At 67.4% G+C, this 12905-nt stretch carries 12 protein-coding genes; 5 read left to right on the top strand and 7 right to left on the bottom strand.

Features of this window, described 5'->3' with window-relative positions:
- From QOD90_RS16985 to QOD90_RS16975, 3 genes are all read left to right on the top strand, one after another.
- Positions 1-1028: EspA/EspE family type VII secretion system effector (locus tag QOD90_RS16985; RefSeq protein WP_526351742.1), on the top strand; the 1028-nt coding region annotated here is incomplete at its 5' end.
- Positions 1028-1480 carry a hypothetical protein gene (locus QOD90_RS16980; protein WP_526351740.1) on the top strand — a complete coding sequence of 151 codons (453 nt, stop codon included), beginning with the start codon at positions 1028-1030 and terminating at the stop codon, positions 1478-1480. The genes QOD90_RS16985 and QOD90_RS16980, both read left to right, overlap by 1 nt.
- Positions 1481-1857: 377 nt before the next feature.
- Complete coding sequence (locus tag QOD90_RS16975; RefSeq protein ID WP_526351738.1) at positions 1858-2658, top strand: type VII secretion target; 801 nt, start codon at positions 1858-1860, stop codon at positions 2656-2658.
- On the opposite strand, the gene QOD90_RS16970 is transcribed toward QOD90_RS16975, so the two are convergent.
- Entirely contained in the window at positions 2655-4259 is a 1605-nt protein-coding gene (locus tag QOD90_RS16970; RefSeq protein ID WP_526351736.1) for an ABC-F family ATP-binding cassette domain-containing protein, read from the bottom strand. The two genes, QOD90_RS16975 and QOD90_RS16970, sit on opposite strands and share 4 nt — an antisense overlap.
- A 225-nt stretch (positions 4260-4484) precedes the next feature.
- Positions 4485-5552: a succinyl-diaminopimelate desuccinylase gene (gene dapE / locus QOD90_RS16965; RefSeq protein ID WP_526351734.1), complete on the bottom strand. Its 1068-nt coding sequence runs from the start codon at positions 5550-5552 to the stop codon at positions 4485-4487.
- A gap of 34 nt (positions 5553-5586) precedes the next feature.
- Here dapE and dapD point away from each other — a divergent pair, with 34 nt between their 5' ends.
- Complete coding sequence (gene dapD / locus QOD90_RS16960; RefSeq protein ID WP_526351732.1) at positions 5587-6531, top strand: 2,3,4,5-tetrahydropyridine-2,6-dicarboxylate N-succinyltransferase; 945 nt, start codon at positions 5587-5589, stop codon at positions 6529-6531.
- 3 nt (positions 6532-6534) lie between these two features.
- Here the strand turns inward: dapD and QOD90_RS16955 are convergent, their stop codons facing one another.
- From QOD90_RS16955 to QOD90_RS16945, 3 genes are all read right to left on the bottom strand, one after another.
- The gene (locus QOD90_RS16955) at positions 6535-7785 is read right to left on the bottom strand and encodes a glycoside hydrolase family 27 protein (RefSeq protein ID WP_526351730.1); all 1251 of its coding nucleotides are present in this window, start codon (positions 7783-7785) and stop codon (positions 6535-6537) included.
- A 68-nt stretch (positions 7786-7853) separates the two neighbouring features.
- The gene (locus QOD90_RS16950; RefSeq protein WP_526351728.1) at positions 7854-8198 is read right to left on the bottom strand and encodes a VOC family protein; all 345 of its coding nucleotides are present in this window, start codon (positions 8196-8198) and stop codon (positions 7854-7856) included.
- The gene (locus QOD90_RS16945; RefSeq protein WP_526351726.1) at positions 8195-9595 is read right to left on the bottom strand and encodes an AMP-binding protein; all 1401 of its coding nucleotides are present in this window, start codon (positions 9593-9595) and stop codon (positions 8195-8197) included. Before QOD90_RS16945 ends, QOD90_RS16950 begins: the two co-directional genes overlap by 4 nt.
- An 87-nt stretch (positions 9596-9682) precedes the next feature.
- Here QOD90_RS16945 and QOD90_RS16940 point away from each other — a divergent pair, with 87 nt between their 5' ends.
- The gene (locus QOD90_RS16940; RefSeq protein WP_526351744.1) at positions 9683-10189 is read left to right on the top strand and encodes an NUDIX domain-containing protein; all 507 of its coding nucleotides are present in this window, start codon (positions 9683-9685) and stop codon (positions 10187-10189) included.
- A gap of 9 nt (positions 10190-10198) precedes the next feature.
- Here the strand turns inward: QOD90_RS16940 and QOD90_RS16935 are convergent, their stop codons facing one another.
- Entirely contained in the window at positions 10199-11161 is a 963-nt protein-coding gene (locus tag QOD90_RS16935; RefSeq protein ID WP_526351724.1) for a proline dehydrogenase family protein, read from the bottom strand.
- A gap of 2 nt (positions 11162-11163) precedes the next feature.
- The gene (gene pruA, locus QOD90_RS16930) at positions 11164-12813 is read right to left on the bottom strand and encodes an L-glutamate gamma-semialdehyde dehydrogenase (protein WP_526351722.1); all 1650 of its coding nucleotides are present in this window, start codon (positions 12811-12813) and stop codon (positions 11164-11166) included.
- Positions 12814-12905 lie beyond the last annotated feature (92 nt).

The raw sequence follows: 12905 nt of genomic DNA, 5'->3' as shown, positions 1-12905 counted from the left end.
AGCTTCAGACCACGGTGGCGTCAGCCGCACCACGATCGCGATGGACTGGTGCCGGGGCCGCTGCATATCAGACGGCCAACAAGGATCACGGCAAGGTGTTCGCGCAGTTGGCGTCCTTGGATCAACGGCTCGGTCAGCACGTCACCGCGTCGTCTCGAGTCGTCACGGCCAGACGCGAGAACCTCGATGCGGTCCGCAAGTGGGTCGTCGACGCCGCGGCCTCGGTTCCACCCGGCAAGAATCGCGAGCAGCTTCTGATGCCCATCGTTCAGAAGGGCCTCGGCAAGGTGAGCGAGATCGTCACCAAGGCCAACGGCGACCTCTCCGTCATCGGCGGCAAGATCCGCAGTCTCGGTGGCGAATACGACGCGCTGCGAAATCAGAAGTTCGCGCCGTCCGGTGTGCAAGCGGTCGGCGATTTCGGCCAGGCTGGGGAAGAGCTGCCGCGCAGTCCAATCACGCCTGGACGACCGGCCGACCCTGCCAATACCTGGGTCGGCGACCCGAATTTCGGTCAGTGGGAAGCGGTTCCGCTAAGCCCCACCGGACCGTACGCACCGCTACAACCCGAGTACCGGCCGTTCGCCGACGACACACCACTTAAGGTTGGCCCTCCCACTCGGATGTACGTGCCAGGGAAGACGTGGATAACCGAAGACGATGCACCGTACGTGCAGTACCAGGAGGGTTACAGGTTCCGCATGGCGGGAACCGAGGCTACCGACCTCACTCGCGTCGTGAACGGCAACGGCGAACCTCAGGTTCAACGTTGGGTGGCCAATGTGTACGAGTATCAACGAAATACATCAATGGGCGGCGGCAACGACTTGAGCGCACTACCTCCGATACAGAACATCGATCACACGTGGAAGCCGATTTCCTTGCCTGAGATCGCGACGCTCTCGGCGAACAACGCAGGAACGCCGTATTACCTGCCCGACGGTTGCGGAGGGTCGGTGAACTTTTCCGGCGGCTTGCCGGTGAACACTGGCGCCCCACACACTCCAATCATGACGCGTCCGCGGTGATGACCCTGCGTCGTTGGCGGCTGGCGGCCGCGGTCATCCTTGCGGTGATCGTGGCGATCGTCGCGATCGTGTTCATCTGGGTGCTCCCGGGCGGGTCGGCGTCGGATTGCGAAACCGTGCACCAGTTGATCGACTACAACCAGGCGCACAACAAGGCAATCGGCACCCAGTCGGACCCTGACCAACCGAGCGAGTCTCCCATGTCCGACTACGAGGATTGGGCGTCCCAGTTGAAGGCATACGCCCGTGAGATCCACGACCCACGACTCGTTCCGCACGCCGAACAGGTTGCAGCGCTGGCGGATCAGACTCTTTCGGTCGTCCGTCAGGCGCGGGACGACGCTGCGCCGACACCAACTTCCGGACCGCCGCCATGGGCGCAAAACTACGCGGAATTGAACGCCCAGTTCGAGAAGGAGCTTTCTGCGCTGGAAGCGGCCTGTCCGGCCTGACTGGCGTCAGGTCTGACGTCGTTCGCCATCTGCGTCGTCGGAATCAGACTCAAGCCACGTCGGTTTCGGTGTGGGCGGCATCGCGCCCTCGCTCTGCCAGAAGTGGCTAGAAGATTCCGGAGTGGGGAACCCGTTTGCTCGCGACTTCCGGATGAATACGAGCACTATCGTGGCCACGCCGATCACGAGGAACGCGATGAGCGCGCCCTTCAAGATCATTGGCATCAAGACAACACCTCACTGTGATGTGACTGCTTCACGACGCAGGTTCGCGACGAGTGCAGATTCCCGTCGAACACCTGCGTCAAGCGGCCATAGAATCACATGCAGGAGTTGGGCGGTCGAAGGGACCATCACGCGGCGCGGGGAGGATCAACATGGGCGGCGAGTTTTCGCTCGACAGCGCCGGGCTGTCGCCACTGGCCGACATCCACTCACAGGTCGCCGACGGATTGTCGCAACTGACCGGGGCCGGCGGCCCGCAGGCCGCGGAGGTCGCGAGGTCGTTCGGCAACATCGCGTTTTCAGTCAACAACGCACTCGACGGGGTTTCGCAAAGTCGCACCGGCGCGTTTCAGACCACCAAGGCCGCCAGCGAAACGATCAAGGAATTGCTCGGCAGGGCGGACCAAATGTACGCCCAGGGCGACGAAGAGGGTGCGGCGAAGCTCAGGGCCGCGGCTGAGGCGCTCGATGGCTCCGGGGCCACGGGCGGAGCGGGGTCGGCGGGTGGCGCAGGCGGCGCAACGGGCGCGGGCGGAGCAGGCGCGGGTTCCGGGGCGAGTGGCGGCGGTCCCGAAATGGCGGGCCAGATGGCAAGCCAGGTCGGTCAACAGGTGGGCCAGGTCGCGCAGGGCGTTGCGCAGGCCGTGCAGGGGCTCGCCCAGGGGCTCACCCAGCTCCCCCAGCAGATCATGCAGGGCATCCAAGGCATGGCGGGGTCCGCTACCAAGGAGTCCGACGCGGCGGCCAAGGACGACGAAGAGAAGGCCGACGACCCGGAGGAACGCAAGCGCGAGGAGGCCGCGGCGGCCGAGAAGCGCGATCAGCAGCCGCCCACTCAGACCGAGAGCGCCCGGCAAGGGCCCGCCACCGACGGAGGCCGGGCCCCGGTGCCCCCGCCCACCGCCGAGCGCCCGCAGCCGGCACAGACTCGCCCGCAGCAGTCGTCGCTCTAGACCAGCACACCGTCGTCTAGGCGCAGTCTGCGATCGACACCGATCGAATCCAGGAAGGTTTCGTCGTGGCTGACCACCACGACGGCGCCCCGATAGGCACTCAGTGCCGACTCCAACTGGCCCACGCTGACGAGGTCGAGATTGTTCGTCGGCTCGTCGAGCAGAAGCAGATGCGGCGCCGGTTCGGCGTTGAGCACGCAGACCAGCGTCGCCCGCAATCGTTCCCCACCCGACAGCGCGCCGACGGGCAGGAGACGGTGGTCTCCGCGAAACAGGAACTGCGCCAACAGATGCATCCGCCGGGTGTGGGTGAGGCTCGGCGCGAACGCGGAGAGACTTTCGGCGACGGTGCGGTCGGGGTCGAGCAGGTCGAGCCGTTGCGACAAATACGCGATCCGTCCGTCTGCCCGCTGCACGTCGCCCCGCGTCGGTTCGACGTCGCCCGTGATCGCTCGAAGCAGCGTCGACTTGCCAGCCCCGTTGGCGCCGGTCAGTGCGATGCGTTCAGGTCCGCGAATGTCCAGGTCGATCCCGTTGTCCGCGAACAATTCTCGCCCACCGACGCGGACCTGAAGCCCGCGTACGGTGAGGACGGTGCGGCCCGCAGGTACGTCGGTGTCCGGCAGATCGAGCACGATGACGTCGTCATCGCGCAACGCGCGTTCGGCCTGATCGAGTCGGCCCCTCGCGTCGTCGACGCGTTTGGCATGCACGTCGTCGGACTTGGCCGCCGACTCCTGGGCATCGCGCTTGAGCTTGCCGGCCACGATCTTCGGTAGGCCCGCGTCCTTGACGTTGCGTGCGGCGGTGCTCGAACGTTTCGCGGCGCGTTCGCGGGCCTGTTGCAGCTGTCGCTTCTCGCGCTTCAACAATTGCTCGGCGTTGCGGACGTCGGACTCGGCGGACCGTTGAGCCGCGTCGAGTGCGTTCTCGTACTCGGTGAAACTTCCTCCGTAGAAGACGATCTCGCCTCGGTAGAGCTCCGCGATGCGATCCATTCCGTCGAGCATCGCGCGGTCGTGGCTGACGACGAGCAACGTCCCCGCGAAGTCCTCCAGTGCGGCATTCAGGCGGCGCCTGGCCTCGACGTCGAGATTGTTGGTCGGCTCGTCGAGCAGCAGGACGTCGGGGCGCCTGAGCAGTTGCGCGGCCAATCCCACCGAGACCACTTCCCCGCCGCTGAGCGAGCTCAGCGGCCGATCCATCGCCAGCTGCGACAGACCAAGCCGGTCGAGTTGAGCGCGCAGTCGCTCCTCGACGTCCCAGTCGTCGCCGATCGCGGTGAAGACCGCTTCGGAGGCGTCGCCGGCGGCCAAGGCGTCGAGTGCGGCGATGACGGGCGCGACCCCGAGGACGTCGGCGACGGTGCGGTCGGCGTCCAACGGCAGCGTCTGGGGCAGGTACCCGACGGTGCCGCCGGCGACGACGTTGCCTGCGCTCGGCCGGAATTCGCCCGCGATGAGTTTGAGCAGCGTGCTCTTACCCGCTCCATTGGGCGCGACGAGACCCGTGCGGCCGCCGGGGATGGTGAAGGACAGGTCGACGAACAGCGGTGTGTCGTCAGGCCAGCCGAAGGACAGATGGGAGGAAACGATGGACATGCGAGAGATCTCTCGGTGAATCGGCGGCACGGGCCGCTGGCATGGACGATCGGACGCGCTCCGGCTATCCGGAGATGTCGTCACCCAGCATGTCTGCAGCCCACCTCTTGTCGATTCGACCTTTCGACACCATGGTAACGGCGTCAGTCAACTCGATTTGTCGTTGAGATAGCGCTCACGGCGCCAAAGTCCGAGAAGCGGTGACCCTGAGCGCTATCTCAACGCTCAGTCAACGAGATATTTGCGCAGCATTTCGGTGGCCGCCGTGATCTGCGTGACCTCCACGCGTTCGTCGACGCGGTGCGCCATGTTGGGGTCGCCGGGGCCGTAGTTGACCGCAGGGATGCCGAGCGCGGCGAAGCGCGCGACGTCGGTCCAGCCGAACTTGGCCCGCACCTGTCCGCCGGCGGCCTGCACCAACGCCGCGGCCGCCGGTTTCGTCAGACCTGGGAGCGCCCCTGCGGCGGCGTCGGTCAGTTCGACGTCGACGTCGAGCCCGTCGAGCACCTCGCGAACGTGCGCGACGGCCTGCTCGACGCTGCGGTCGGGGGCGAACCGGAAGTTGACCGTGACCGACGCCGCGTCGGGGATGACGTTGCCTGCGATGCCGCCGTCGATGCGGACGGCGGAAAGTCCTTCGCGGTAGGTGCATCCGTCGATGTCGACGTTGCGCGGCTCATACGACGCCAACCTGTCGAGCACGGCGCCGAGTTTGTGAATGGCGTTGTCGCCCAACCACGAGCGCGCGGAATGCGCGCGCGTCCCGACCGCACGGACGACCACGCGAATGGTGCCCTGGCAGCCAGCCTCGATGTACCCGCCCGACGGCTCACCGAGAATCGCGACGTCGGCCTGCAGCCAGTCGGGCAGCTCGCGTTCGATGCGGCCCAGCCCGTTGGCGCTGGACTCGATCTCCTCGCAGTCGTACATCACCAGCGTGATGTCGTGTGATGGCTCGGCGATCGTGGCGGCCAGGTGCAGGAAGACGGCGTCACCGGACTTCATGTCCGAGGTGCCGCAGCCGAACAGCTCGTCACCCACCAGGCGGCTCGGCACGTTGTCCGCGGCCGGCACCGTGTCGAGGTGGCCGGCGAGCAGTACGCGTGACGGTCGGCCGAAGTTGGTGCGTGCCAGCACGGCATCGCCGTTGCGGATGACCTCGTAACCTTCTGTCTGGCCGCGCAGTGCGGCCTCGACGTCGTCGGCGATCCGCTGCTCGTTGCGCGACTCGCTGGGGATGTCGACCAGCGCAGCAGTCAAGGCGATCGGATCAGCGCGCAAGTCGAGGGCCACAGCCGTCAACGGTAGTCCAGTAACGTTTGACGACGTGACTTCAGCATCAGGCGTCGGCGTGGCCACCATCGCGGCCGACGGAACGATCCTCGACACCTGGTTCCCCGAGCCCGAGCTCGGCGGCGACGGTCCCACCGGCACGAACCGACTTTCGGTGGCCGAGGTGACCGACGACCTGGCCGCGCTCAGCGGCCGCGACGACGAACGCGACGTCGAGACCGTCATCGTGCGCACCGAGATCGCCTCGCTCGACGACAAGCCCGCCGACGCGTTCGACGCCTACCTGCGGCTGCACCTGCTGTCACACCGGCTCATTGCCCCGCATGGCGCCAACCTGGACGGCCTCTTCGGTGTGCTGGCCAACGTGGTGTGGACCAACTACGGACCGTGTGCGGTCGATGGGTTCGAGCTGACGCGCGCGCGGCTGCGCCGACGCGGGCCGGTGACCGTGTACGGGATCGACAAGTTCCCCCGGATGGTCGACTACGTGGTGCCGACCGGTGTCCGGATCGCCGACGCGGACCGGGTGCGCCTCGGCGCCCACCTTGCATCGGGGACGACCGTGATGCACGAGGGCTTCGTGAACTTCAATGCGGGCACCCTCGGCACCTCGATGGTCGAGGGCCGCATCTCGGCAGGCGTGGTGGTCGACGACGGCTCCGACATCGGCGGCGGCGCATCGATCATGGGGACCCTGTCCGGTGGCGGCAAGGAGGTCGTCTCGGTGGGCAAGCGCTGCCTGTTGGGTGCCAACTCCGGGCTCGGCATCTCGTTGGGCGACGACTGCGTCGTCGAGGCGGGTCTGTACGTCACTGGCGGCACCAAGGTGAGCACGTCCGACGGTAAGACCGTCAAGGCGCGGGATCTCTCCGGCGCGAACAACCTTCTGTTCCGGCGCAATTCACTCTCGGGTGCGGTCGAGGTGGTGTCGCGCGACGGCACGGGCATCACGCTGAACGACGCGCTGCACGCGAACTGACGCCTACCGACACCGCGAAACCCGCATCATCGCGACGCCGTGCGCGGCGACCGTCTGCTCGACGTCGCCCGTCGTGGTGTCGTCGGTGTGGGCCCAAAGGTCGCGCACGGTGAAGCAGGCGCTGCCCGAGAGGCCGATCGCGTGCGAATCGGTGCGAATCGCGACGGGGGCCGCACCAGGGTTGAACAACGCCACCGCCACCGAACCGTCGGCCAGCGGCTTCACGATGACCCGCGGGTCGTTGAGCAGCGGGAGCCCCTGAAGCACCAACGGGTCCTGGTCGACCGCGATGACGTCGCGGTTCGTCAAGATCGCTCGGGTGCCCTCGTCCATCGACCGAACGTCGTTGCCTGCCAGGAGTGGGGCGGCCAGCATCGCCCACAACGAGAAGTGGGTGCGCTGTTCGGTATCCGTGAGGTCGGGCCGCTGCGAACCCAGAGACATCGTGGGGTGGCCCTGGGCGAACTCCGACCACCCGATTCCCACCACCAGCATGTCGGGGTCGTTGACGTGCTTCGGTCCATCGTGCGGCGCGACCGGAGCAGCAGCGGTGAATGCCTGGCTGACGCCGGCGACACCTTCGGCCCACAGGGCCTTGTCGCCCCACGCGGGCACCAAGTCCATCGCGTCGCGGCTCACGTCGGCGATGTGAGACCAGTCGTACTCCGAACCTGCGTCGGGATCCCCCGAACTGTTGGGGTTGATGCTGTAGACGATGTGACGGCCGCTGGCGCGCAAGGCATCCCGCATCGCCGCGAAGTACTTCACCTGGTCGGTGTGTCCGGCGTCCAATCGGCACCAGTCGTACTTGAGATAGTCGACGCCCCATTCGGCGAACGTGCGTGCGTCGGCCTGTTCGTGACCGGCGCCGCCGATCCGTGGGTCCTGGCCGCAGCCCTCGTTGAACGGGCTGTGGTAGATGCCGAGATACATCCCGCGGTCGTGCGCGTAGGCCGCCAGCGCGGCGATGCCGTGAGGGAATCGGTCGGTGTCGGCGCGCAGCTTGCCTTCCGCGTCACGGGTGCGCGCGGCCCAGCCCGCGTCGAGATTGACGTAGCGGTAGCCGGCGTCGCGCATCCCCGAGGACACCATCGCGTCGATGGTGGCCTCGACGGTCTGCTCGGTGAGGGGGATGCCAGAGTTCCACGAATTCCACCCCATGGGCGGGGTTTGAGAAGGGCGCGACTCGGGGGTAGGCGAACTGCACGCGGCCAGCATGCCGATGCAGACCAGCAAGCCCCACACTCGACGCACGCGGCCATCTTGACACCACGATCTGTGCGTGAGGATCCAAGTTGCTGTGGGCCCGCGCCCCGGGCCACTCAGCCTTTGGCTGCCAGCACGCAGAACTCGTTGCCCTCCGGATCGGCAAGCACCACCCAGGATTCGTCGCCCTGGCCGATGTCGACGTGCCGCGCACCCAGCCCGACGAGGCGATCCACCTCGGCCTGCTGATCGTCCGGGGTGAAGTCGAAGTGGATGCGGTTCTTCACGACCTTGTCGTCGGGCACCGCGAGGAACAACCAGTCCGGGCCGGTGGCCGCGCGCAGGACGACGTCGCCGTCTTCGGTGGTCTCGGAAGGCCACCCGAGTGCGTCGGCCCACCACTGGCCCAATGCATGGATGTCCGCCGCGTCGACGCATACCTCGGTGAAACGCAACGTCACTTCAGCAGCTCCTTCTTCATAACCTTGCCCATCGCATTACGGGGAAGATCCGCCACGATGCGTACCTCGCGCGGCCGCTTGTGTACCGAAAGCTCCTGAGCGACATAGTCGATCAGCGCCTGCGGCGTCGCGGAGCCGACGACGAACGCCACGATGCGCTGCCCGAGGTCGGCGTCGGGCAGCCCTACGACCGCGACCTCGTCTACCCCCGCGTGCCCGAGCAGCGCCGTCTCGATCTCGCCGGCCCCAATGCGATAGCCGCCGGACTTGATGAGATCGACCGACTCCCTGCCGACGATGCGGTGCATCCCGTCGTCGCCGATGACCGCGATGTCGCCGGTGCGATACCAGCCGTCGCTGCCGAGCGCCTCGGCCGTGGCATCGGGTCGGTCGAGATAGCCGTCGAAGAGCATCGGTCCGTGAACCTCAAGTCGCCCAATGGTTTCCCCGTCGTGCGGAACGGTCGCGCCGTCGTCGGCGGTCAGCCTGGTCTGCACGCCGTCCAACGGAAGGCCGACCCAGCCGGGACGACGTTCGCCTGCAGCCAGGGTGCTGAGCGTGATCAGGGACTCCGTGCTGCCGTACCGCTCGACGGGAGCATGCCCGGTCAGGCGCACGATCTCGTCGAAGACCGGCACCGGTAACGGTGCGCTGCCGGACACCAAGAGGCGGGCCGACGACAGGGCTCGGGCCGCATCCTGGTCGCCGACGATCCGGGACCACACCGTCGGCACCCCGAAATACAGCGAACCGCCCGCCGCCGCATAGGCCTCTGGCGTCGGTCTTCCCGTGTGCACGAAGCGATTTCCGATTCGCAACGACCCGAGCAGGCCGAGAATCAGGCCGTGCACGTGGAACAGCGGCAGGCCGTGCACCAGAGTGTCGTCCGGCGTCCACGCCCAGGCCGTCGCAAGTGCGTCGATGTCGGCTGCGATCGCGCGCCGACTGATCAGCACGCCCTTGGGCGGGCCCGTCGTACCGGAGGTGTAGACGATCATCGCGGTGGCGTCCGGTGACGGTTCGGCGTAGCGGTGCCAGGACCGCGCGTGCAGACGCACCGGGATGTGCGGCAGACCCTCGGCTTCCTCTGGCACCTCGCCGAGCCACGCCCGCGCGCCGGAGTCGGTGAGGATGTGGCGACGCTCGGCCGCCCCGACGTCGGCGGGAACCGGGACCACGGTGACACCGGCGATGAGGCAGCCGGTGATGGCGAGCACAGTCGCCGCGGTGGGCGTGGCAAGCACGGCCACCCGGCCCGCGCCCGCGACGCGTTCGGCCACCGAGGTAGCGGCGCCCACCAGATCGCTGCGGCTCAGCGTCGCACCGTCGATGCGCACCGCGTCCGCGACGTCGTGCCCGGCGGCGACGGCCGAGGGATTCAACGAGACCAGCAGCACGTCAGCGAGATTACCGCGAGGCGGGATACTGGTCGCGTGGATCCCATCGAAGGCGTCGGCTCGCGCGAGGTGTATCGGAACCCCTGGATGATCGTCAGGGAGGACGACATCCGACGGCCGGACGGCAGCACGGGCATATATGGCGTCATCGACAAACCGACCTACGCCCTGGTGATCGCGGCCAACGACGGTCGCTACCAACTCGTCGAGCAGTTTCGCTATCCGATCGGATTGCGGCGATGGGAGTTTCCGCAGGGCACGGCCCCCGGCACGCTCGACGGTGACGAGCCGCCGCCCGCCGACCTGGCGGCGCAGGAGTTGCGGGAGGAGACGGGGCTGCGGGCCACGTCGATGGAGGTGCTCGGCCAACTAGACGTCGCCCCCGGCATGAGCAACCAGCGCGGCTGGGTGTTCCTGGCCACCGGTCTCACCGAGGGCGACCATGAACGCGAGCACGAGGAGCAGGACATGCGCAGCGAGTGGTTCACCGGCGGGCAGATCGAGCAGATGATCGTCGAGGGGACCATCACCGACGCCCAGACCATCGCGGCGTGGACGCTGCTGCGGCTACGAGGGTCTGCCCCACCGCCCTAGGGTGCGCCGTCAGTGCCGCCGCTCGGCCAGCGCCCGCAGGAAGAACGTCAAGTTGGCGGGCCGCTCGGCGAGCCGACGCACGAAGTAGCCGTACCACTGGGTGCCGAATGGAACGTACACCCTGACGTGGTTGCCCTCCTCGGCAAGCCTGCGCTGCTCGCCATCGCGGATGCCGTACAGCATCTGGTACTCGAAGTCGTCGACGCCCCTGCCGAATTCGCGGGCCAGCGCAGGCACGGCGGCGATGATCGCCGGGTCGTGAGAGGCCACCATCGGATAGCCCTCGCCCGCCATCAGCACACGAAGGCAGCGCAGATAGGACCCGGTGACCTCGTCGGCCCCGCGATAGGCCACCGACGCGGGCTCGTCGTAGGCGCCCTTGCACAGTCGGATCCGTGCGCCGGAGGCGGCGAACTCCTCGCAGTCACCCTCGGTGCGCTTCAGGTAGGCCTGCAAAACCGTGCCGAGCCAAGGAAAGTCGTGGCGTAGATCGCGCACGATCGACAGCGTCGAATCGGTCGTGGTGTGGTCCTCCGCATCGACGGTCACCCACGCACCGAGGTCGCGCGCCTTGGTGCAGATGGCGTGCGCGTTCTCGAGTGCGATCTTCTCGCCATCGCGCGGCAACGCCTGGCCGAGCGCCGACAGCTTGAGGGACACCTCGAGCTGTCGTGGACCGCCTGGCGCCTCGTCGCGCTGACCGAGGGCATCGAGCAGGTCGCCGTAGGCACGCACGGTGGCATCGGCCGAGTCACTGTCGGTGACGTCCTCGCCGAGGTAGTCGATCGAGACGAAGCGACGCGAATCACGCAGTTCTGCAACCGATGTCAGGGCATGCTCGACGGTCTCGCCAGGGACGAAGCGGTGCACCACCTGTCGGGTGACGGGCATCCGTTCGGCCGTGCGGCGCAGCCCGTCGGACCTGGCGGCGGCAAGGATCACCGGTCGCGCGACCTGCTGGAAGAGGCCCATCGTCATCCCTCCATGTGGGGGTAGGCGTGCTGCACCGGCGGGACGAACGTCTCCTTGATCGACCGCGCGGACGTCCAGCGCAGCAGGTTCAGCGGCGAGCCGGCCTTGTCGTTGGTGCCCGAGGCGCGTGATCCGCCGAACGGCTGCTGACCGACGACGGCACCGGTGGGCTTGTCGTTGACGTAGAAGTTGCCTGCCGCGTAGCGCAACCGGTCCTGCGCGGCCAGCACGGCGGCGCGATCGTCGGCGATCACCGCACCGGTCAACGCGTACTTCGAGCCGGCGTCGACGACGCCGAGCACGTCGTCCCACCGGTCGTCGTCGTACACGTGGAGGGCCAGGATGGGGCCGAAGTACTCTTCTCTGAACGCCTCATCGGTCGGGTCGTCGGACAGCAGCACCGTGGGGCGGACGAAATAGCCTTCGCTGTCGTCGTATTCGCCGCCGACGGCGATCGTCACACCGCTGGCGCTCTTCGCGCGCTCGATGGCGTTGACGTTCTTGGTGAAGGATCGCTCGTCGATGAGTGCGCCGCCGTAGTTGGACAGCTCGGTCACGTCGCCGTAGGCGATCTTCTCCGTCGCACCGAGGAAGTCGTCGCCCATCTGCTGCCATACCGACCGCGGCACGAAGGCCCGCGACGCGGCCGAGCACTTCTGGCCCTGATAGTCGAAGGCGCCGCGAATGAGGGCGGTGCGCAATACGTCTGGACGCGCCGAGGAGTGGGCGACGACGAAGTCCTTGCCACCGGTCTCACCGACCAGTCGCGGATAGGTGTGGTAGCGGTCGATGTTGCTGCCCACTTCGCGCCACAGGTGCTGGAACGTGGCAGTCGACCCGGTGAAGTGGATACCCGCCAGCCTGGGATCGGCCAGCACCACGTCGGACACGGCGTAACCGTCACCGGTCACCAGGTTGATGACGCCGGGCGGCAGTCCCGCGGACTCGAGCAGCTGCATCGTGAGGTACGCCGAGAACGTTTGCGTGACAGATGGTTTCCACACCACGGTGTTGCCCATCAGCGCAGGCGCCGTTGGCAGGTTGCCTGCTATTGCGGTGAAGTTGAAGGGGGTGATCGCATAGACGAAGCCCTCGAGCGGTCGGTAGTCCGTACGGTTCCAGACGCCGCGCGCGCTGATGGGTTGCTGCGCCATGAGCTGCCTGGCGAAGGTCACGTTGAACCGCCAGAAGTCGGCGAGTTCGCACGACGCGTCGATCTCGGCCTGATATGCGGTCTTGGACTGGCCGAGCATGGTGGCGGCGGCGAGCTTTTCCCGCCACGGCCCCGCGAGAAGGTCTGCGGCGCGCAGGAACACAGCGGCCCGCTCGTCGAACGGCGTCGCGGCCCACGCCCGCTTGGCCGCGATCGCGGCGTCGACGGCGGCGGTCGCCTCGGCGTGACCCGCGTTGGTCAGCGTGCCGAGCACCGCGGCGTGGCGATGCGGCTGCACGACGTCGATCCGATCGCCGCCGCCCATCGTGTGCTTGCCGGCGATGACGTGTGGCAAATCGATGGGCTCGGCGGCATTCAGGGCGGTCAGCTCGGTGACGAGTCGGTCTCGCTCCGGGCTGCCTGGGGCGTACTCGTGCACCGGCTCGTTGGTGGGAACCGGGACGTCGGTGACGGCGGCGAAGCCATGCGATGCACTCATGTGATTAGGGTCTCCCATTCGGCCGCTCCACCCTTTGGCCGATCGGACAAACATTTATGTCGTTGCCGGTAGGATCAGCCAACGTGAAGGCT

The organism is Mycobacterium sp. (genome assembly GCF_032161845.1).
Taxonomy (GTDB): domain Bacteria; phylum Actinomycetota; class Actinomycetes; order Mycobacteriales; family Mycobacteriaceae; genus Mycobacterium.
The sequence above is the reverse complement of the archived record's forward strand: the minus strand, read 5'-3'. Positions and strand labels throughout refer to the sequence as shown.

Excerpts from the sequence above, each read along its gene's own strand:
- QOD90_RS16980 (WP_526351740.1), top strand. The coding sequence starts at position 1,028 with ATGACCCTGCGTCGTTGGCGGCTGGCGGCCGCGGTCATCCTTGCGGTG.
- QOD90_RS16975 (WP_526351738.1), top strand. The coding sequence starts at position 1,858 with ATGGGCGGCGAGTTTTCGCTCGACAGCGCCGGGCTGTCGCCACTGGCC.
- QOD90_RS16970 (WP_526351736.1), bottom strand. The coding sequence starts at position 4,259 with ATGTCCATCGTTTCCTCCCATCTGTCCTTCGGCTGGCCTGACGACACA.
- QOD90_RS16940 (WP_526351744.1), top strand. The coding sequence starts at position 9,683 with ATGATCGTCAGGGAGGACGACATCCGACGGCCGGACGGCAGCACGGGC.
- QOD90_RS16935 (WP_526351724.1), bottom strand. The coding sequence starts at position 11,161 with ATGGGCCTCTTCCAGCAGGTCGCGCGACCGGTGATCCTTGCCGCCGCC.
- pruA (WP_526351722.1), bottom strand. The coding sequence starts at position 12,813 with ATGAGTGCATCGCATGGCTTCGCCGCCGTCACCGACGTCCCGGTTCCC.